Annotated in this window: 17 protein-coding genes and 1 pseudogene; 11 read left to right on the top strand and 7 right to left on the bottom strand. The window is 71.1% G+C overall.

Annotation, left to right across the window (positions count from 1 at the left end):
• Window positions 1-22: 22 nt before the first annotated feature.
• The 3 genes from RCO28_RS20190 to RCO28_RS20180 all read right to left on the bottom strand — a co-directional run bounded on the left by RCO28_RS20190 (window position 23) and on the right by RCO28_RS20180 (window position 3915).
• Window positions 23-1288 (bottom strand): SpoIIE family protein phosphatase, encoded by a 1266-nt coding sequence (locus RCO28_RS20190; RefSeq protein WP_308942551.1) that lies wholly within the window; start codon window positions 1286-1288, stop codon window positions 23-25.
• A 406-nt stretch (window positions 1289-1694) separates the two neighbouring features.
• Window positions 1695-2717, bottom strand: a complete 1023-nt coding sequence (locus tag RCO28_RS20185; RefSeq protein WP_308942637.1) for a C40 family peptidase — start codon at window positions 2715-2717, stop codon at window positions 1695-1697.
• Window positions 2718-3120: 403 nt separating this feature from the next.
• Window positions 3121-3915 (bottom strand): class I SAM-dependent methyltransferase, encoded by a 795-nt coding sequence (locus tag RCO28_RS20180; protein ID WP_308942550.1) that lies wholly within the window; start codon window positions 3913-3915, stop codon window positions 3121-3123.
• Between the two features lie 225 nt (window positions 3916-4140).
• Between RCO28_RS20180 and mshA the strand changes: the two genes are divergently transcribed.
• The 3 genes from mshA (at window position 4141) to RCO28_RS20165 (ending at window position 7862) form a co-directional block, all read left to right on the top strand.
• A complete protein-coding gene (gene mshA / locus RCO28_RS20175; RefSeq protein ID WP_308942549.1) occupies window positions 4141-5490 on the top strand; it encodes a D-inositol-3-phosphate glycosyltransferase in 1350 nt (449 codons plus the stop codon).
• Window positions 5483-6004: a YbjN domain-containing protein gene (locus tag RCO28_RS20170; protein WP_308942548.1), complete on the top strand. Its 522-nt coding sequence runs from the start codon at window positions 5483-5485 to the stop codon at window positions 6002-6004. The genes mshA and RCO28_RS20170 overlap by 8 nt, the downstream gene beginning before the upstream one ends.
• 175 nt (window positions 6005-6179) lie before the next feature.
• The gene (locus tag RCO28_RS20165) at window positions 6180-7862 is read left to right on the top strand and encodes a glycosyl hydrolase family 28-related protein (protein ID WP_308942547.1); all 1683 of its coding nucleotides are present in this window, start codon (window positions 6180-6182) and stop codon (window positions 7860-7862) included.
• Here the strand turns inward: RCO28_RS20165 and RCO28_RS20160 are convergent.
• Entirely contained in the window at window positions 7852-9132 is a 1281-nt protein-coding gene (locus RCO28_RS20160; RefSeq protein WP_308942546.1) for an MFS transporter, read from the bottom strand. The two genes, RCO28_RS20165 and RCO28_RS20160, sit on opposite strands and share 11 nt — an antisense overlap.
• A 93-nt stretch (window positions 9133-9225) precedes the next feature.
• On the opposite strand from RCO28_RS20160, the gene RCO28_RS20155 reads away from it, so the two are divergent.
• Window positions 9226-9987 (top strand): phosphoglyceromutase, encoded by a 762-nt coding sequence (locus RCO28_RS20155; RefSeq protein WP_308942545.1) that lies wholly within the window; start codon window positions 9226-9228, stop codon window positions 9985-9987.
• 109 nt (window positions 9988-10096) lie between these two features.
• Here the strand turns inward: RCO28_RS20155 and RCO28_RS20150 are convergent, their stop codons facing one another.
• Window positions 10097-10729 (bottom strand): DUF6461 domain-containing protein, encoded by a 633-nt coding sequence (locus tag RCO28_RS20150; protein ID WP_308942544.1) that lies wholly within the window; start codon window positions 10727-10729, stop codon window positions 10097-10099.
• Between the two features lie 86 nt (window positions 10730-10815).
• Entirely contained in the window at window positions 10816-11499 is a 684-nt protein-coding gene (gene phoU / locus RCO28_RS20145; protein WP_308942543.1) for a phosphate signaling complex protein PhoU, read from the bottom strand.
• A gap of 326 nt (window positions 11500-11825) precedes the next feature.
• Between phoU and RCO28_RS20140 the strand changes: the two genes are divergently transcribed.
• On the top strand, window positions 11826-13136 hold the full coding sequence (locus RCO28_RS20140; RefSeq protein ID WP_308942542.1) for an ATP-binding protein: 1311 nt from the start codon (window positions 11826-11828) through the stop codon (window positions 13134-13136).
• Window positions 13133-13813, top strand: coding sequence for a response regulator transcription factor (locus tag RCO28_RS20135; protein WP_007382946.1), 681 nt, complete (start codon window positions 13133-13135; stop codon window positions 13811-13813). Before RCO28_RS20140 ends, RCO28_RS20135 begins: the two co-directional genes overlap by 4 nt.
• An 85-nt stretch (window positions 13814-13898) precedes the next feature.
• On the opposite strand, the gene RCO28_RS20130 is transcribed toward RCO28_RS20135, so the two are convergent.
• On the bottom strand, window positions 13899-14591 hold the full coding sequence (locus RCO28_RS20130) for a DUF461 domain-containing protein (RefSeq protein WP_308942541.1): 693 nt from the start codon (window positions 14589-14591) through the stop codon (window positions 13899-13901).
• Between the two features lie 609 nt (window positions 14592-15200).
• Here RCO28_RS20130 and RCO28_RS20125 point away from each other — a divergent pair.
• The 5 genes and pseudogenes from RCO28_RS20125 (at window position 15201) to cysS (ending at window position 19141) form a co-directional block, all read left to right on the top strand.
• Entirely contained in the window at window positions 15201-15683 is a 483-nt protein-coding gene (locus tag RCO28_RS20125) for a CarD family transcriptional regulator (RefSeq protein WP_003953493.1), read from the top strand.
• 313 nt (window positions 15684-15996) lie between these two features.
• Window positions 15997-16767, top strand: a complete 771-nt coding sequence (gene ispD / locus RCO28_RS20120; RefSeq protein WP_308942540.1) for a 2-C-methyl-D-erythritol 4-phosphate cytidylyltransferase — start codon at window positions 15997-15999, stop codon at window positions 16765-16767.
• A complete protein-coding gene (gene ispF, locus RCO28_RS20115; RefSeq protein ID WP_308942539.1) occupies window positions 16757-17311 on the top strand; it encodes a 2-C-methyl-D-erythritol 2,4-cyclodiphosphate synthase in 555 nt (184 codons plus the stop codon). The genes ispD and ispF overlap by 11 nt, the downstream gene beginning before the upstream one ends.
• 96 nt (window positions 17312-17407) lie before the next feature.
• Window positions 17408-17548 (top strand): annotated as a pseudogene (locus RCO28_RS20110) (pyridoxamine 5'-phosphate oxidase family protein); the annotation flags it as partial.
• A gap of 192 nt (window positions 17549-17740) precedes the next feature.
• Window positions 17741-19141 (top strand): cysteine--tRNA ligase, encoded by a 1401-nt coding sequence (gene cysS / locus RCO28_RS20105; RefSeq protein ID WP_308942538.1) that lies wholly within the window; start codon window positions 17741-17743, stop codon window positions 19139-19141.
• Window positions 19142-19163: the final 22 nt, after the last annotated feature.

The raw sequence follows: 19163 nt of genomic DNA, 5'->3' as shown, positions 1-19163 counted from the left end.
CAAGCTCTCGTACGGCGACCCCTCAGCGCCCGCCCCGGTCAAGGAGCAGCACCGCCACGTCGTCCGTCAGCTCACCGCCGTTGAGGTCCCGCACCTCGCTCACGGCCGCCTCCAGGAGGTCCTCGCCGTGCAGCCCGGCGGAGACCTGGCGGCGGACCATCTCGACCATGCCGTCCTGGCCGAGGCGCTGGTTGCCCTGGCCGATCCGGCCCTCGATCAGGCCGTCGGTGTAGAGCATCAGGCTCCACTCGCCGCCCAGCTCCACCTGCTGACGCGGCCAGCGGGCGCGCGGCAGCAGACCGAGTGCCGGGCCGCCGTTCTCGTACGGCAGCAGCTCCGCCGGGCGGCCCGGGCGGGTGATCAGCGGCGAGGGGTGGCCGGCCAGGCAGAGTCCGGCGCGGCGGCCGTCCGGCGAGATGTCGACCGTGCAGAGCGTCGCGAAGATCTCGTCGTCCGGCCGCTCATGCTCCAGGACCTGCTGCAGCGTGGAGAGCAGCTCGTCCCCGCACAGGCCCGCGAAGGTCAGCGCCCGCCAGGCGATCCGCAGCTCGACGCCGAGGGCCGCCTCGTCCGGGCCGTGCCCGCAGACGTCGCCGATCATGGCGTGCACCGTGCCGTCGGGCGTGCGCACCGTGTCGTAGAAGTCGCCGCCGAGCAGCGCCCGGGAGCGGCCCGGCCGGTAGCGCGCGGCGAACCGCAGCTGGGAGCCGTCGAGCAGCGGCGTGGGCAGCAGGCCCCGCTCCAGGCGGGCGTTCTCCTGCGCGCGCAGCCTCGACTCGGTGAGCTGCCGCTGGGCGATGTCGGCCCGCTTGCGCTCCACCGCGTACCGGATGGCGCGGCTCAGCAGCCGGGCGTCCAGCTCCTCGCGGAACAGGTAGTCCTGCGCGCCGACCCGCACGGCCTCTCCGGCCAGGTCGATGTCGCCGCTCCCGGTGAGCGCGAGGACGGCGTGCCGGGGCGCGAGCTGCAGGACGTGCCGCAGCGTCGCCAGCTCGTCCTCGCCGTGGTCGGCGCCCGGTGCGGGCAGTGCGAGGTCGAGCAGGATGCAGTGCACGTCGTCGGTCAGCAGCCGCTCGGCCTCGGTGAGGTTGCGGGCGGTACGGATACGGATGGGCTTGCCTGCGGCGTCGAGCAGCTCCGGCACGGACAGTGCCTCGGCCGGGTCGTCCTCGATCACGAGCAGCGTCAGTCCGCTGCCGGTCTCGGTTCCGGCCTGCGCCGGGAACGCTTGCGCCTGACCACCTTCCGCGGCTGGGACTGCTCTCTGCCGCGGTATGGGTACGGGCATCGTGTGGTTTCCTTCCCTCCCCCCGAGGGCGCGGCAGCACGTGGATCGACGTACCGCCGACGGGGACCTTAGCGGTAGCCACCGGGGGTTTGGAATGGCGATCAGCGAACGGCGGGTGGCGCGTGCCGTTCCATTTGCCGCATCCCGTACCGCAATTGGACCCGTCCGGGCCCCCGAGGGGATGACGAACATCACGCCGCCCGGGTTGCTCGCGTGCCACAGGTCACGTGCGCCAGGTCACGCGCCACACGCCCTGCGACCGGCGCGGTACCCGGGCGGCACGCGGGCCGAACCGAGGCGTCGCCCGAGCCGAACCGTGCACCCGAACCGCGCATCCGAGGCACCACCCGAGCCACACCGCAGGCACCCGCCCGAGCCGCGCCCCCCGGGGGGGAGGAGGAAAGGCCTACTTGTCCGGCCGCACCACCCCGAGGATCTTCATCGAGCCCGCCCCCGCGATCGTCACGTCCCGGCCAGGGCGCGGGGCGTGCACGATCGCTCCGTCCCCGATGTACATCCCGACGTGGCTGGCGTCCTCGTGGTAGATGATCAGGTCTCCGGGGCGCATGTCCTCGATGTCGATGCGCGGCAGCTGCTTCCACTGCTCCTGCGAGGTCCGCGGAATGGTCTTCCCGGCGGAGATCCAGGCCTCCGAGGTGAGCCCCGAGCAGTCGTACGATCTCGGGCCCTCGGCGCCCCACTCGTAGGGCTTGCCGATCTGGGCGGTGGCGTACTTGATGGCCTTCTTGCCGCTGCTGCTCGCCTTGCCGGTGATCTCTTCGAGGGCGCCGGAGTCGATCCATGCCGCCTGGCGGTCGAACTCCGCCTCCTGCTCCATGCGGAGGAGGCGCTCGCGCTCCTTCTTCTCGAGCTTGGACTCCAGCTCCTCGGCCGCCTTGATCTTCGCCTTGATCTTCTTCTTGGCCTCGGCCTTCGCCTCGCGGTTGGCGTCCAGCTCGCGCCAGCGCTCGGAGGCGTCGTCGGCGTACAGCCGCAAGTCCTCCTGCGTGCGCGCGAGTTCGCCGAGGAGGCCCTTCGTGGCCTGCTGGCCCTGGCGCATGCGGCCCGCGTTGTCCAGGAACTTCTGCGGGTCGTCACTCAGCATCAACTGCGCCTGGGGCGGGAGCCCGCCGCCGCGGTACTGCGCGCGGGCCGCGGCGCCCGCGCGCTGTTTGAGGCGGTCCACCTTCTTCTCACCCGCGACGATGGCCTTCGCGATCCGCACGATCTCGTCGGACTGCTGATCGGCCTTCTCCTCCGCCGCGTTGTAGGCGTCGGTGGCCACCGCCGCGTCGTGATAGAGCCGGTCCGTCTCCTTGCGGACCTGTTCAAGGGACTTGGAGTCCTTGGGCCCCGGGTCCTTCGGGGCCGGATCGGCATACGCGGTTCCCGGGGCGGCCAGGATCGCCGCCGCGCACACCAGAGCCATGGTCGCCGTGGTCGAGCTTCGCTTGCCGGTCACGCTCGTTCCCCCTGAACTGATTGCTCGTCAGTAACTTACGAACACGTCCGGGATGGTGCCACGCCCGCGCCCAATACGACAGAGGCACGCGCATGCACAGGCACGGACAGACACCTCGGCCCAGTCGACCCCTGACGCCTCCCCACACCATCCCCGCGTCATGTCCGACGAACGAAGTCCGAACAGCGTTCCGAATCCGCTCAGCTTCACTCGTGTGGGGCTTTGGCCCTGGTGGGACGGGAGTTACGAGTTCCGCTTCGGCCCTGGTGGAACGGGAGCTACGAGTTCCGCTTCGGCCCTGGTGGAATAGGAGTTACGAATTCCGCTTCCGCCCCGGCGAACCCGCGAACCACCCCCGGGCGCACGCCTCTCACCCCCGAGGCGCCAACGCCCCCCACTCCACCGTCACTTCACCCTGCCGCCAGCGCCCCGCGCGATCCGCCACCGGCCAGTCCGCCGACAGCGCGCGCACCGTCCGGATCCACCGCTGCCGCGCGCCGTACGAGGCATAGGGCGCCGCGGCCGCCCAAGCCCGGTCGAAGTCGCGCAGGAAGGCGTGGACCGGCTCACCCGGCACGTTCCGGTGGATCAGTGCCTTCGGTAGCCGCTCGGCGAGGTCGGACGGGCGGTCGAGGGAGCCGAGCCGGGTCGCGAACGTCACCGTGCGCGGGCCCTGGGGGCCGAGGGCGACCCAGACGTGCCGGCGGCCGATCTCGTCGCAGGTGCCCTCGACCAGGAGCCCCTCCGGGGCGAGCCGCGCGCGCAGCCGCTCCCACACGGCGGCCACCTGTTCCTCGTCGTACTGGCGCAGCACATTGGCCGCGCGGATCAGGTGCGGCGGCCGGTCCGTGGGCACCTCGAAGCCGCCGTGCCGGAAAACAAGCCCTTCGCGCGCGTACGGGCGGGCGGCGGCCACCCGCGCGGGATCGATCTCGATGCCGACGACCTCGACGGCGGGCGCGGCGGTGCGCAGCCGCTTCAGGAGCTCGACGGCCGTCCAGGGCGCGGCGCCGTACCCCAGGTCCACGGCGAGAGGCGCGTCCGCGCGGCGCAGGACGGCGCCGTGGGTGGCGGCGATCCAGCGGTCCATGCGGCGCAACCGGTTGGGGTTGGTGGTCCCGCGGGTGACGGTCCCTACGGGGCGCGAGGGGGTGCGGGCGGCCATACCCATCAGTATCGGTGCCCGGCGGGACCGGCTCCGCGCCGGGCGCTCCAATGAGGGTTGAGTGGCACTCTGTAATGCTTTGGCAAAGTGGAAATGGGCGCGGGGCTGCCGATGTTCCCCGTTCGTGGAGGGCGCGTACGCACGCCCATGTAGCCATGCCCGCAGCAGGCCCGCACCAGGGGCCGCCACGAGGCCCGAGCCGCGGGCCGCTAGGAGGACCGCCAGGTGAGCCAGTACGTGAGCCGGCTCGGCGAACGCCTCGCCGGCAGCACGCCGCCGCGGCTCCGCTTTCCCGGCGGGCCCCGCAGGCCGCGCCGGGTGGCGATGCTCAGCGTGCACACCTCGCCGCTGCACCAGCCGGGCACGGGCGACGCCGGCGGCATGAACGTGTACATCGTGGAGCTCGCCAAGCGCCTCGCCGAGATCAACGTCGAGGTCGAGATCTTCACCCGGGCCACCACCGGCGGCCTGCCGCCCAAGGTCGAGCTGGCCCCGGGAGTCCTGGTCCGGCACGTGGACGCGGGTCCGTACGAGGGCCTCAAGAAGGAAGAGCTGCCCGCACAGCTCTGTGCCTTCACCCACGGTGTGATGCAGGCCTGGGCGGGCCACCGCCCCGGCTACTACGACCTGGTGCACTCGCACTACTGGCTGAGCGGCCACGTCGGCTGGCTCGCCGCCGAGCGCTGGGGCGTGCCGCTCGTGCACGCCATGCACACGATGGCCAAGGTCAAGAACGCCGCGCTCGCGGAGGGTGACACTCCGGAGCCCGCCGCGCGTGTGATCGGCGAGACCCAGATAGTGCGCGCCGCCGACCGCCTCATCGCGAACACCGATGAGGAGGCCGACGAGCTCGTACGGCACTACGCCGCCGAGCCCGGCAAGGTCGCCGTCGTCCACCCCGGCGTCAATCTGGACCGCTTCCGTCCCGGTGACGGGCGGGCCGCCGCGCGGCAGCGGCTCGGCCTGCCGCAGGACGCGCTGATCCCGCTCTTCGCCGGACGCATCCAGCCCCTGAAGGCGCCCGACATCCTGCTCCGCGCGGTGGCCGTTCTGCTCGACCGCCGTCCCGAGCTGCGCGGGAACCTGGTCGTCCCGGTGGTCGGCGGCCCGAGCGGCAGCGGCCTGGACAAGCCCGAGGGGCTGCAGAAGCTGGCCGCGCGCCTGGGCATCGCGGACGTCGTGCGGTTCCGGCCGCCGGTCGGGCAGGACCAGCTCGCCGACTGGTTCCGGGCCGCCTCCACGCTCGTCATGCCCTCCTACAACGAGTCCTTCGGGCTCGTCGCCATAGAGGCGCAGGCGGCCGGCACGCCGGTGATCGCCGCCGCGGTCGGCGGACTCCCGGTGGCGGTGCGCGACGGCGTCAGCGGCTTCCTCGTCGAGGGCCACGACCCGGCGGCGTACGCAGAGGTCCTGGGGCGGTTCGTGGACGACGCGCGGCTGACCGACCGGATGGGCGAGGCCGCCGCGCGGCACGCCCAGGCGTTCGGCTGGGGCACGGCGGCCTCGGCCACGGCGGACGTGTACACCGCGGCGATGCAGGAACGCCGTGGTCGCGTACGCTCGCACCATGGCTGAGACACCGGGGACGGAGCGCGGCGGCGCCGAGGCGCGCCAGGTCGTCGAGAGCGCCCTTGCGGACGCCGATCTGGAGTGGGAGTCGCCGGAACCGGGCTCCTATGTGGTGAAGCTTCCCGGCACGCGCAAGCTGTCCACGACGGTCTCGCTGATCGTCGGCCGGCACTCGCTGTCCCTGAACGCGTTCGTCATCCGGCACCCGGACGAGAACGCCGAGGGCGTCCACCGCTGGCTCCTGGAGCGCAACCTCAAGCTGTACGGCGTGAGTTACGCGGTCGACCGCCTCGGTGACGTCTACCTGACCGGCAAGCTGCCGCTCTCCGCCGTCACCCCGGCCGAGATCGACCGCCTCCTCGGCTCGGTCCTGGAGGCCGCGGACGGCGCGTTCAACACCCTTCTGGAGCTGGGTTTCGCGACGGCGATCCGCAAGGAGTACGAGTGGCGGGTCGCGCGCGGCGAGTCCACGCGCAACCTTGAGGCGTTCACCCATCTGACCCAGCCGCGCGCCAAGTAGCCCGCAGGGCAACGGAATTCACGCCCCCTTGCGCGGCCCCGGCGGCTTCTGCGCGACCTCTTCCGCCTCCCGCCCGCCCATGGCATGCTCACCGCCGACGCAGACCTGAACTGCGTTCACATCCATGGAAGGTGGGCGCATGGACCGGGGCATGGACCCGGGCATGGATCGGCGCATGGATCACCTCACCCGGCGGGGCTTGCTGAGCGGCGCGGCCGCGGTCGCCGCGACGGCCGCGGTGGGCAGCTCGGCGACGACCGCGAAAGCCGCACCACGCGCGCGTGCCGCCGCCTGGCCCGAACCCGCCCTCCTGTGGAGGGAGTTCACCGCCGACCCGTACCGGCACCCCCAGATCCCGTACATCGGCCGCGCCGGCTACCGCTCGGGCAGCGAAAAACGCCCGCACGCGCGCGTGGTCGCCAACGTCCTCTCCTACGGGGCGAAGCCGGACGGTTCCGCCGACGCCACGCCCGCGATCAACCGGGCCCTGGCCGACGCGGGCCGGGCGGGCGGCGGCACGGTCCTGGTGCCCGCCGGGACGTACCGCGTGGACGGCATCGTCCGTATCGCGCACAGCGGGGTCGTGCTTCGCGGCGCGGGCAGCGACCGCACCAAGCTGTACGCGACCCGGAACCTCACCGAGCTGATCGGCCCCTACGGCTCGCGCTACGGCGGCGACGAGTCCAGCTGGTCCTGGGCGGGCGGCCTCATCTGGCTCTGCCCCGAGGCCCGTTGGGACTCCCTCACGGACGCCATCAGGGCCGCCGACTGGCCGTTCGAGGGCTGGACCGGCAACAAGCGCGACGAGGCCCGCCCGCTGACCGCCCTGGAGCCCGCGGAGCGCGGCACCCGGACCGTCACCGCCGCCGACCCGGCCCGGCTGAGCCCCGGCCGCCTGGTGCTGCTCCGCCTCGCCGACGACGCCGGGCACACGCTCCTGGAGCACATGGCGGGCGGCGGCGCGGGGCCCGAGGCGTACAGCTGGGACGACAAGACCAAGCTCCTCTCGTACGTCCCCTATGAGTGGCCGGTTCGGATCACGCACATCGAGGGACGGAACGTCACCCTGGAGCGGCCGCTTCCGCTCGACCTGCGCCCGGAGTGGCAGCCTCAACTCATGGCGCCTGTACAGCCGTTGACGGACGCGGGTGTGGAGGGGCTCACCCTTGAGGCCGTCGAGACGCCGCAGGCCCCGCACCTGCTCGACAAGGGCCACAACGGGGTCACCTTCCAGTGCGCTTACGACTGTTGGGCCGATGACGTCGTCGTACGCCATGTCGACAACGGCTTCGGGCTCGTCGCCGCCTCCGCCTGCACCCTGCGGCACACGCGCGTGGAGGGGCGCGGTGCGCATCACCCGTACTTCTGCCGTGAGGGTTCGCACGACAACCTGATCGAGGACTTCACGGTGGCCCGGCGCACCGTTCCCACGCCCGAGGGCACGCAGTTGCACGGCATCAACGTGGAGGGCCTGTCCAGCCACAACGTGTGGTCCCGCGGGCTGATGGAGATGGGCACCTTCGACACGCACCGCGGCATGCCCTTCGCCAACGTACGCACGGAGATCACCGTCGAGAACAACGGCCGCCACGGCGGCGACGCGAGTGCGGGACCGCTCTACGGCGCCCGTTTCGCACACTGGAACGTGACCGTCACCAACGAGCGCGCGGGCCTCGTCAGGATCGACGAGATCGCCCCCTACAGCGCGACCGTCGCCATCTCTGTAGTGCGGGATTTCGACCAGATCGACGTCCCCGACTTCACCGGCGACCTGCACGCGCGCGTGGAGGCGTACGGGCGGCCGGGAAGCGTGGAACCGCGCAATCTGTACGAGGCCCAGCGGGCGCTCAGGCGCTGACCTCGGCGGCCTCGGTGTCGTCGGCCGCCCGCGCGGAGGCGGATTCGACCGGGGCCTGCGGATCCTCCGTCGGCAGCCCCCGCATCAGCACCCAGTACCCCAGCGCCGCCACCGTGCCGACCAGGGCGCAGCCCGCCCACAGCCACCCGGCCCCGTACCGGTCGATGATCTGGCCGCCGAGCAGCGGCGCGGCAAGGGCGGCGACGGCCCAGGACAGGGTGTACATGCCCTGGTAGCGGCCGCGGCCGTGCACGGGGGAGAGGCGGACGACGAGGCTCGTCTGCGTCGGGGCGTTGACGATCTCGGCGAGCGTCCACACGCACACCGCCAGGGCGTACATCCCGAGCGAACCGGCGAAGGCGGTCAGGCCGAAGCCGTACCCCGCGAGCAGCGACGAGAGCACCAGGAGGCGGCGCGGGTCGCGGTGCTCGATGAAGCGCGTCACCGGGATCTGCAGGGCCACGATCAGGACGCCGTTGACGGCGATCGCGACGCCGAAGTCCGAGCTGGAGAAGCCGTCCGCGCCCATCGCCACGGGCAGCGCTACGTACCCCTGCTGGAAGACCAGCGCGACCAGGAAGGACAGGCCGACGACGCCCATGAAGCGGCCGTTGCGCACCACGGTGCCGAGGCTGACGTGCTCGTCGTCCGCGCCCGCGCTCCCCGGAGCCTTCACCGGCCGGGACTCGGGCAGCTTCAGGAAGACCAGGACCGCGCAGGCCAGCGTGAGGACGGCCTCGCCGAGGAAGCCGGCGAGGTAGCTGTACTCGGCGATGAAGCCCGCCGCCATCGAGCTGAGCGCGAACCCCATGTTGATCGCCCAGTAGTTGAGCGCGAAGGCCCGCACCCGGTCCTCGGGGCGCACGATGTCCGCCATCATCGCCTGCACCGCGGGCCGCGAGGCGTTGGACGCCATCCCGACGAGGAGCGCCACCGCGGCGATCGCGAGCGGTTCCTGCATGAAGCCGAGCAGCGCCACCGAGAGCGCGGTGGAGACATGCGCGAAGACCAGCGTGGGCCGCCGCCCGATCCGGTCCGTCAGGACGCCCGCCACGAGCGACGAGACGACACCGCCGAGCCCGTGCAGCGCGGCGACGAGACCCGCGTACGAGGCGGAGTAGCCGCGCTCCAGGGTCAGGTAGAGCGCCATGAACGTGGCGACGAAGGCGCCGAGCCGGTTCACCAGCGTGCTCGTCCACAGCCACCAGAACTCGCGCGGAAGGCCGGAAACGCTTTCTCTGACGGCCCGTTGGAGAGAAGCGACAGACAACACGGCCCCCGGCGTGTAATAGGTCAATGCGGCGAGCGCAGATTACTTGGGGCCCGGGCGGCGCGCCACATCTTTTCCATTAGGCTCGGACACATGGCCGACGCACCGTACAAGCTGATCCTCCTCCGCCACGGCGAGAGCGAGTGGAACGCGAAGAACCTGTTCACCGGCTGGGTGGACGTCAATCTCAACGAGAAGGGCGAGAAGGAGGCGGTCCGCGGCGGTGAGCTGCTCAAGGACGCCGGCCTGCTCCCCGACGTCGTGCACACCTCGCTCCAGAAGCGCGCGATCCGCACCGCGCAGCTGGCGCTCGAGGCCGCCGACCGCCACTGGATCCCGGTCCACCGCTCCTGGCGCCTGAACGAGCGTCACTACGGCGCCCTGCAGGGCAAGGACAAGGCGCAGACCCTCGCGGAGTTCGGCGAGGAGCAGTTCATGCTGTGGCGCCGCTCGTACGACACCCCGCCGCCGGCGCTCGACCGCGACGCGGAGTACTCCCAGTTCGACGACCCGCGTTACGCCGCGCTCCCGCCGGAGCTGCGCCCGCAGACGGAGTGCCTGAAGGACGTCGTCGTCCGCATGCTCCCGTACTGGTTCGACGGCATCGTCCCGGACCTGCTCGACGGCCACACGGTCCTGGTCGCCGCCCACGGCAACTCCCTGCGCGCCCTGGTCAAGCACCTGGACGGCATCTCGGACGCGGACATCGCGGGCCTCAACATCCCGACGGGCATCCCGCTCGCGTACGAACTGGACGCCGACTTCAAGCCGCTGAAGCCGGGCGGCACCTACCTCGACCCGGATGCGGCCGCGGCGGCGATCGAGGCGGTCAAGAACCAGGGCAAGAAGAAGTAGATCCATATGGATCTACGGAGATCCACGTAGTTCCACACGATCAGGCCCCCTGCCTGCGGAAGCTCCGCGAGCAGGGGGCCTGTCGTTGCCCCAGGCAGGGCGGACGCGGTCAGCTCCAGGGCTCCTCGTCCCGTACGTACGCCGTGGGCAGCCGCCCGTCGAGGACCGTGGGGGAGGGGCAGCAGCCGAAGCGCTCCTCCACCAGGCCGAGCATGATCCGGTCCGGGGACGGGCCGCCGTCCAGGTCCCACTCCCCGCCCTGCGCGTCCATGAACGCCTGCACCAGATCGGCGAGTTCGTGCGGACCCGTGCCGTGCCGGACCAGGCTGGGCATCAGGGGCTCGAAGCTGCTCAGCAGGACCCCGTCCCTGGAGTGCGTGACCCAGGTCATGCCGTCACCGGTGTACGTCAGGGCCACCGTCTCCGTGCCCGCGGAGAGCCGCGACAGGACGGGGTCGTAGCCGCCCGCCGAGCCGAGCTGCTCGACGGAGAAGCCCCAGCCGCGGCTGTGCCCGAACCGGACCACCGAGCCCTCCGCGTCGGACTCGTCGTCGTCCTCCGGCTCGATTTCGTAGGCCCCCTCGATCGTCACCGCCGCGGCGGTCGCCGGATCCACGTCGTACGCCCGCATCACGTCGTCTGCTGTCAGGCCTCGGCTGAGGGTCAGGCAGTGCCCCAGCTCGCTGTATTCGTGGAGCCACTGCCACAGTCGGCCGCCGGCGTTCCCCGTCAGTTCTGTCATGAGGCCAAACGATCACAGAGAAAGGGCCCGGTCCATCCGGACCGAGCCCCTCCGCACCGTGCCCCCGCCGGGCACCGAGAGCGCGCTTACGCCCCCGCGACCTCCGGCCCCGTAGGCGGCTGGAGCTCGTCCGCGTGTTCGCCCGTCACCAGGTACACCACGCGCTTCGCCACCGACACCGCGTGGTCCGCGAAGCGCTCGTAGTAGCGGCCGAGGAGCGTGACGTCGACCGCCGTCTCGATGCCGTGCTTCCAGCGGTCGTCCATCAGGTGCTGGAACAGCGTGCGGTGCAGCTGGTCCATCTCGTCGTCGTCCTGCTCCAGCTGCAGGGCCAGATCGATGTCCTTGGTGATGATGACCTCCGCGGCCTTCGCCATCAGGCGCTGCGCGAGCTGGCCCATCTCCAGGATCGTGGCGTGCAGGTCGTTCGGGACGACGGACTCCGGGAAGCGCAGCCGGGCCAGCTTCGCGACGTGCTGGGCCAGGTCGCCGGAGCGCTCCAGGTCGGCGCTCATCCGCAGCGAGGTGACCACGATCCGCAGATCGGTCGCGACCGGCTGCTGGCGGGCCAGCAGGGCTATCGCCCGCGCCTCCAGGTCGTGCTGCAGATCGTCGACCTTCTGGTCCCCCGCGATGACGTTCTCGGCGAGCTTCAGGTCCGAGTCGAGCATGGCCGTGGTGGCGCGCCCGATCGCCGACCCGACAAGGCGGGCCATCTCGACCAGGCCTTCGCCGATCGAGTCAAGTTCCTCGTGGTACGCGTCCCGCATGGAGTTCCCTCTCTGAGTACGTGCCGCCAGGGGTCACCGCCCCCCGCTGCCAGCTTTCGGGGCTGTGACCCCACGCTCCCACGGTGCGGCCGGAACGCGACGGGGACCGGCACCCCGTGTGAATCGCCTCTGTCTCCAAGGTGAACTCTGAGCGACGCGACCGCTGCCCCGAATGCCCCATTCGCCCCACCTCTCCACCTGCACCGATGTGGCCGCGCCACCCAAATGAACCACCCCCGTACCTCCGGTGAACTCTGGGCGACGAGTGTTCGAGATGACAGCTCGACCGGTATGGCCTGGCATCAGACCGTGCATAACCTGAAGACATGGACGTGAACGCGGCGGTCGCCGCAGCGGCAGCGATCGCCGGGGTGTGCACCGGTGTGATCGCCATGCTGGCGTTCCGCTGGAGCGAGCGCGACCAGAAACGCCCCACCCGCACCTCCCTGCATACCGACGCCGTCCTCCCGCCGGGCGTGGACACGGTCCTCTCCGTGCTCCGCTCCTCCGCGGTCGTACTCGACGAGGCCGACGCGGTCGTCAAGGCCAGCTCGGCCGCGTACGCCCTCGGGCTCGTACGCGGCGGCAAGCTCGCCGTCGAGCCGATGCTGCAGATGGCCCGGGACACCCGCCGCGACGGTGAGATACGCCAGGTCGAGCTGGACCTGCCACGCCGCGGCACCGGTCGCGGCGACGCCCTCGCGGTCTCCGCCCGCGTCGCCCCGCTCGGCTCCCGGCTCGTGCTGCTGCTCGTCGAGGACCTCACCGAGGCCCGCCGCATCGAGGCGGTACGACGCGACTTCGTCGCCAACGTGTCGCACGAGCTGAAGACCCCCGTCGGCGCCCTGAGCCTGCTCTCCGAGGCGGTCATGGACGCGGCCGACGACCCCGAGGCCGTGGAGCGGTTCGCGGGCCGCATGCAGATAGAGGCCACCCGCCTGACCAACCTGGTCCAGGAGCTCATCGACCTCTCGCGCGTGCAGAACGACGACCCGCTCGAGGACGCCGAGCCGGTCCGCGTCGACGAACTCGTCACCGAGGCCATCGACCGCTGCCGCCACCAGGCCGGTACGAAGCAGATCAATATGGCCGCGGGAGGCACCGCCGACCTGCACATCTGGGGGAACCGCGGCCAGCTCGCCGCAGCCCTCGGCAACCTCGTCGAGAACGCCGTGAACTACAGCCCGGCCCGCACGCGCGTGGGGATAGCCGCGCGCCGGGTCAGCGCCCCCGGCGGCGACCTCATCGAGATCGCCGTGACCGACCAGGGCATCGGCATCTCCGACCGGGACAAGGAGCGCATCTTCGAACGCTTCTACCGCGTCGACCCGGCCCGCTCCCGGGCCACCGGCGGCACCGGCCTCGGTCTCGCCATCGTCAAGCACGTGGCCGCCTCGCACGGCGGGGAAGTCACCGTGTGGAGCTCCGAAGGACAGGGCTCCACTTTCACCCTGCGGCTGCCGGAGGCGGGCGCCGCCCGCGACCGCGGCCAGAGCCCCACCGGAATCACGGACCTCGACGGTGAGGAATCCGGCGAACCGGACCACGACCCAGAGACTGACACCCACACCGCTCAGCACGACCGTGAGGCTCGCGAGACCCGCGAGCCGATCCCTGCCCCGGAGGTCCTTCCGTGACCCGAGTGCTCGTCGTCGAGGACGAGGAATCCTTCAGCGATGCCCTGTCGTACATGCTCCGCAAGGAGGGCTTCGAGGTCGCCATCGCGGCCACCGGCCCGGACGGGCTCGACGAGTTCGAGCGCAACGGCGCCGACCTGGTCCTGCTCGACCTGATGCTGCCCGGCCTGCCCGGCACCGAGGTCTGCCGCCAGCTGCGCGGCCGCTCCAACGTCCCCGTGATCATGGTGACGGCCAAGGACAGCGAGATCGACAAGGTCGTCGGCCTCGAAATAGGAGCCGACGACTACGTCACCAAGCCCTTCTCGTCCCGCGAGCTGGTCGCCCGTATCCGCGCCGTCCTGCGCCGCCGCGGCGAGCCCGAGGAGGTCACCCCGGCCGCCCTGGAGGCGGGCCCGGTCCGGATGGATGTGGACCGCCACGTCGTCACGGTCTCCGGCTCCAAGGTCGACCTGCCGCTCAAGGAGTTCGACCTCCTGGAGATGCTGCTGCGCAACGCGGGTCGCGTCCTGACCCGTATGCAGCTCATCGACCGGGTCTGGGGCGCCGACTACGTGGGCGACACCAAGACCCTCGACGTCCACGTGAAGCGCCTGCGCGCCAAGATCGAGCCGGACCCGGGCGCCCCGCGCTACCTGGTCACGGTCCGCGGCCTGGGCTACAAGTTCGAGCCGTAGACCGGCCCGGCCACTGACGTACGCGAAGGGCCCCACCGCCAGATCTCGGCGGTGGGGCCCTTCCGTGCGTACCGGGCGGGCGGCGTCAGTGGCCGGCGCCCGCGTGCCCGGCGGCGTCGGACGCGCCGTTCGCCGGAGTGCCGTTGGACGGGGTGCCGTTCGCGCCCTCGCCCGCGCCCTCCGTGGCGCCCTCGGCGGGCTTGCCGGAGGCGCCGCCGGACGGGGTCGCGCTCTGGCTCGGCTTGGCGTCGGGGGCCGCGGGGACCTCGCTCGGGCCCCACTTCTTGAAGTAGCTGGTCGCGGGCACGACGAACGGGCGCATCCGGACGTCGCCGGTCTCGCTGAAGGAGAAGGTGACCCGCTGGGCGTTGCCGTCCTGAACCGCCTCACGGCTGCTCGGCAGGGAGGCGGAGGCGTTGCCCGCGCCGCCGATGACCAGGGAGCCGCCGGCCGGGACGGTCAGCTTGCCGCTGCCCTTGGCGGGCTTGAGCTCGGCGGCCTTGTCGGTGCCCTCGATCTTGATGGACTCCAGGACCTGCGCCTTGGTGCCCTCGTTGAACACGGTCGCGGAGATCGCCGCGGGACCCGTGGACTTCAGGTCGGGCTGGGTGATCACCGTCGCGTTCTGGATCTTGATGTCGCCGACCGAGATCGCGGCGTTGTCCGGCTTGATCTCAAGGGTCTGGGCGTTGTTGCCCGCACCGCACGCGGCGAGGGTGGCGATGGCGAACCCGAGGGCGGTGGCGGCGATGGTGCCGCGTCGAAGGCTGCGGCTCACGGCGGCGGCAACTCCTTGAACGTGGGCGGTACGGGACGGCTGTTGTGGCCGTCCGTAGTGGTCTGACAGCGCGCTTAGATTACCGAGCCCCCGTCGGAGCACCGCACCCGACCCGCCCCTACGTCGCCCGCCGTCCGCAGCGGAGCATGGGTATCGACCCGTGCCGTGATGTGGCCGAATGAGTGTGGTCCGGGATTCACATATCCATCGCGTCGACCGCTCGGTGGATTTCAGGTAAGGAATGCGAGGCGGCCACAGGAATTGATCTTCACGCCTCGCCTGATCAATTCTGGATTCCCGCCACAAGCGTTCACACTTGTCTCGAACGGCTCTCAGGACACCGAACGGAGTAGCGGAAGCCGCTCTCTTTGAAGTGTGCAAACCGGGACGTTCGACCTCTTGAGAGGGGTCGCGGGCATCTGTGGCGGCCGTGTTTCAGGCTCCCCGGACAGCCGCTCCGACCTGCGAATACCCGCATCCGGAAAGCCCGCGCAGCACGATCCTGGCACCGTTGTCAAGCCCCGAGATATGCCCTGACCTGCGAAAACGCCATTCAGAAGAGGCCGTTCTCGTGTTAGGATGGATAGCCACGGAAGGGGTACCTGTCACATGACGTTCAAGGTTGGCGACACCGTGGTCTATCCCCATCACGGGGCCGCGCTGATCGAGGCCATCGAAACTCGCCAGATCAAAGGCGTGGACAAGACCTACTTGGTGCTGAAGGTCGCCCAGGGCGATCTGACGGTTCGTGTGCCAGCGGACAATGCGGAGTTCGTCGGCGTACGCGACGTTGTTGGTCAGGACGGGCTCGACCGGGTCTTCGAGGTGCTGCGCGCGCCGTATGCCGAGGAGCCCACGAACTGGTCCAGGCGCTACAAGGCAAATCTCGAGAAGCTCGCCTCCGGCGATGTCATCAAGGTCGCTGAAGTGGTGCGTGACCTGTGGCGTCGCGAGCGGGAGCGCGGACTGTCCGCCGGTGAGAAGCGCATGCTCGCCAAGGCGCGGCAGATCCTGGTGAGCGAGCTGGCCCTCGCTGAGAACACCAACGAAGACAAGGCCGAGGCTCTGCTCGACGAAGTCCTCGCGTCCTGACGCAGTACCGGTAACACCATGCCGCGGTGCCCGCTGACCAGCCCTGGCTGACCTCCAGACAGGCTGTGTCGCCGGGCACTGCGGCATGTTCGGACCAGCGTGTTCGGACAAGTGTGTTTCGGACAGTCTGCCCGTACTTGCCACTGGCTGCCCGTACTTGCTACTGGCGTGAACTGGCGCCCAGCCTCGACCGATGGTCACGGAAAGGGTCACGGTCAAGAGCTGCGCGCCTGGCCCTCGGCCTGTCGGCCGGGGGCGTTCGCTGAGGCCATACCCACGTCGCCCGAGGACACAAACCCTGAACGCGGACCAGATGTCAGACGAATCCCAGTCATCCTCGAACTCCCCGAAGCCCGCCCGTACCGCCGCGGTGATCCCCGCGGCCGGCCGGGGTGTGCGGCTCGGGCCGGGCGCCCCCAAGGCGCTCCGCACTCTGGGCGGCACGCCCATGCTGATCCACGCCGTCCGGGCGATGGCCGCGTCGCGTGCCGTCTCCCTCGTCGTCGTGGTCGCACCCGCCGACGGCGCCGCCGAGGTCAAGTCGCTGCTCGCCGACCACTCGCTGCCCGACCGCACGGACTTCCTCGTCGTGCCCGGCGGTGAGACCCGGCAGGAGTCCGTCCGGGCCGGCATCGACGCGCTGCCGCCGGACATCACCACCGTGCTCGTGCACGACGCGGCCCGCCCGCTCGTGCCGGTCGACACCGTCGACGCCGTTGTGGAGACCGTCACCGCCGGCGCCCCCGCCGTCGTCCCGGCGCTGCCGCTCGCCGACACGGTCAAGGAGGTCGAGCCGGCCGCCGAGCGCGGCGCCCCCGAACCCGTCGTCGCCACCCCCGTACGGGCCCGGCTCCGCGCGGTCCAGACGCCGCAGGGCTTCGACCGGGACGTGCTCGTACGCGCCCACGACAGCGTCGAGCTGAACGGCGAGGGCGCCACCGACGACGCCGGGATGGTCGAGCAGCTCGGCCTGCCCGTGGTCGTCGTCCCCGGGCACGAAGAGGCGTTCAAGGTGACCAGGCCGCTCGACCTGGTCCTGGCCGAGGCGGTCCTGGCGCGCAGGAGGAAGAACGATGGCTTCTGAGCACACGGGAGCCAGGGAAGCCACGGGCGCCACGGGAGCCACAGGGACCACGGGAGTCACCGGCATCCCGCTGGTCGGCGTCGGCACCGACGTGCACGCCTTCGAGAAGGGGCGCGAGCTGTGGTGCGCCGGGCTGCTCTGGGACGAGGCGGCCAGCGACGGGTACGGGCTCGCGGGCCACTCCGACGGTGACGTCGCCGCGCACGCCGCCTGCGACGCGCTGTTCTCCGCCGCAGGCGTCGGCGACCTCGGCGCGCACTTCGGCACCTCCCGCCCCGAGTGGGCCGGCGCCTCCGGCGTCACGCTGCTCACCGAGGCCGCGCGCATCGTGCGGGCCGCCGGGTTCGAGATCGGCAATGTGTCCGTGCAGGTCATCGGCGTACGTCCGAAGGTCGGCAAGCGGCGGGACGAGGCGCGCAAGGTGCTGTCCGAGGCGGTCGGGGCGCCGGTCTCCGTGTCCGGGACGACCACGGACGGCCTCGGCCTGACCGGGCGCGGCGAGGGGCTCGCGGCGATCGCCACGGCCCTGGTCGTCCGGGCCTGAGACACGGCGCTCGGCACGGTGACTGACGAGGCGCTCGGTACGGCGACTGCGCGGGACGGGCTCCCCGCCCCGCGCAGACCCGCACTGGGAGGTCAGATGTCCGCGCAGCTCTCCGAAGCCCTCAAGTCCCTCCTCGACACCCCCGTCTTCGTCACCGTCGGCACCGTCCAGCCCGACGGCAGCCCGCAGTTGTCCCCGGTCTGGGTGAAGCGGGACGGCAACGACGTGCTCTTCTCGCGGGCTCCATCCGGTTCGGTCGCAGCACGTCACCAGGACCGCACGATCGGGACGGCTGCGTAAGTGTGCGGTTCGGGAACCAAGCTCCGTACACGTGCCGATCGAGAACCAAGACGGCGCAACCGCAGCTCTGTGGCCCGCCGCCCCCACAGGGGGCGCGGGGCACTCCTTCCGGCCCACTACCCTTGATGCGTGACTATTCGCCTGTACGACACCAGCGCCCGGCAGACTCGCGATTTCACCCCGCTCACGCCGGGCTGTGTCTCGATCTACCTCTGTGGCGCGACCGTGCAGGCCGCCCCGCACATCGGGCACATCAGGTCGGGCCTCAACTTCGACATCATGCGCCGGTGGTTCGCGTACCGCGGCTATGACGTGACGTTCGTGCGGAACGTGACGGACATCGACGACAAGATCATCAAGAAGGCCGCCGAGCAGGGCCGCCCGTGGTGGTCGATCGGGTACGAGAACGAGCGCGCCTTCAACGACGGATACGCCGCACTCGGCTGCCTCCCGCCCACCTACGAGCCGCGTGCCACCGGGCACGTGACCGAGATGGTCGAGATGATGCGCGGCCTGATCGAGCGCGGCAACGCCTACGAGGCCGACGGCAACGTCTACTTCGACGTCCGCTCGTACGAGAACTATCTGGAGCTGTCCAACCAGGACCTCGACGATCTGCGGCAGCCCTCCGGCGACGGCGAGACCGGCAAGCGGGACCCGCGGGACTTCGCCATGTGGAAGGCGGCGAAGCCGGGGGAGCCGAGCTGGGAGACGCCGTGGGGCCGGGGCCGTCCGGGCTGGCACCTGGAGTGCTCGGCGATGGCCCACAAGTACCTGGGCACCGCCTTCGACATCCACGGCGGCGGGCTCGACCTGATCTTCCCGCACCACGAGAACGAGATCGCGCAGGCCAAGGCGTACGGAGACGAGTTCGCGCGCTACTGGGTGCACAACGCCTGGGTGACCATGGCCGGGGACAAGATGTCGAAGTCCCTGGGCAACTCGGTGCTGGTCAGCGAGATGGCCAAGCAGTGGCGGCCGATCGTGCTGCGCTACTACCTGGGCACCCCGCACTACCGCTCGATGATCGACTACAGCGAGGAGGCGCTGCGCGAGGCCGAGTCGGCGTTCGCGCGGATCGAGGGCTTCGTGCAGCGCGTCACCGAGAAGGCCGGGAAGGCCGTCCCGCCCGCGCCCGAGGTGCCGCTCGCGTTCGCCGAGGCCATGGACGACGACCTCGGGGTGCCGCAGGCCCTCGCGATCGTGCACACGGCCGTCCGGCAGGGCAACTCGGCCCTTGCGGCCGACGACAAGGAGACCGCCGTCGAGCGCCTCGCCGAGGTCCGCGCCATGCTCGGCGTGCTCGGCCTCGACCCGCTCGACGAGCACTGGGCCGAGGAGAGCGACCGGGGCGACGATCTGCACGGCGTCGTCGACTCCCTCGTACGGCTCGTGCTCGAACAGCGTGAGTCGGCGCGGGCCCGCAAGGACTGGGCTACCGCCGACGCCATCCGGGACCAGCTCGGCCAGTCCGGGCTCGTCATCGAGGACAGCCCCGACGGACCCCGCTGGAGCCTCGGCCCCCGCTGAGCCCGTCCGAATCCGCTCGGAA

This window comes from Streptomyces sp. LHD-70, from assembly GCF_031157275.1.
GTDB lineage: Bacteria > Actinomycetota > Actinomycetes > Streptomycetales > Streptomycetaceae > Streptomyces.
This window is presented reverse-complemented; position numbering and strand designations above follow the sequence as displayed.

Coding starts and splice junctions, on each gene's coding strand:
- RCO28_RS20190 (WP_308942551.1), bottom strand. CDS start 1,288: ATGCCCGTACCCATACCGCGGCAGAGAGCAGTCCCAGCCGCGGAAGGT.
- RCO28_RS20125 (WP_003953493.1), top strand. CDS start 15,201: ATGACGTTCAAGGTTGGCGACACCGTGGTCTATCCCCATCACGGGGCC.
- RCO28_RS20180 (WP_308942550.1), bottom strand. CDS start 3,915: ATGGCCGCCCGCACCCCCTCGCGCCCCGTAGGGACCGTCACCCGCGGG.
- phoU (WP_308942543.1), bottom strand. CDS start 11,499: ATGCGGGACGCGTACCACGAGGAACTTGACTCGATCGGCGAAGGCCTG.
- ispD (WP_308942540.1), top strand. CDS start 15,997: ATGTCAGACGAATCCCAGTCATCCTCGAACTCCCCGAAGCCCGCCCGT.
- RCO28_RS20165 (WP_308942547.1), top strand. CDS start 6,180: ATGGATCACCTCACCCGGCGGGGCTTGCTGAGCGGCGCGGCCGCGGTC.
- RCO28_RS20185 (WP_308942637.1), bottom strand. CDS start 2,717: ATGGCTCTGGTGTGCGCGGCGGCGATCCTGGCCGCCCCGGGAACCGCG.
- ispF (WP_308942539.1), top strand. CDS start 16,757: ATGGCTTCTGAGCACACGGGAGCCAGGGAAGCCACGGGCGCCACGGGA.
- RCO28_RS20150 (WP_308942544.1), bottom strand. CDS start 10,729: ATGACAGAACTGACGGGGAACGCCGGCGGCCGACTGTGGCAGTGGCTC.
- RCO28_RS20155 (WP_308942545.1), top strand. CDS start 9,226: ATGGCCGACGCACCGTACAAGCTGATCCTCCTCCGCCACGGCGAGAGC.
- RCO28_RS20140 (WP_308942542.1), top strand. CDS start 11,826: ATGGACGTGAACGCGGCGGTCGCCGCAGCGGCAGCGATCGCCGGGGTG.
- RCO28_RS20170 (WP_308942548.1), top strand. CDS start 5,483: ATGGCTGAGACACCGGGGACGGAGCGCGGCGGCGCCGAGGCGCGCCAG.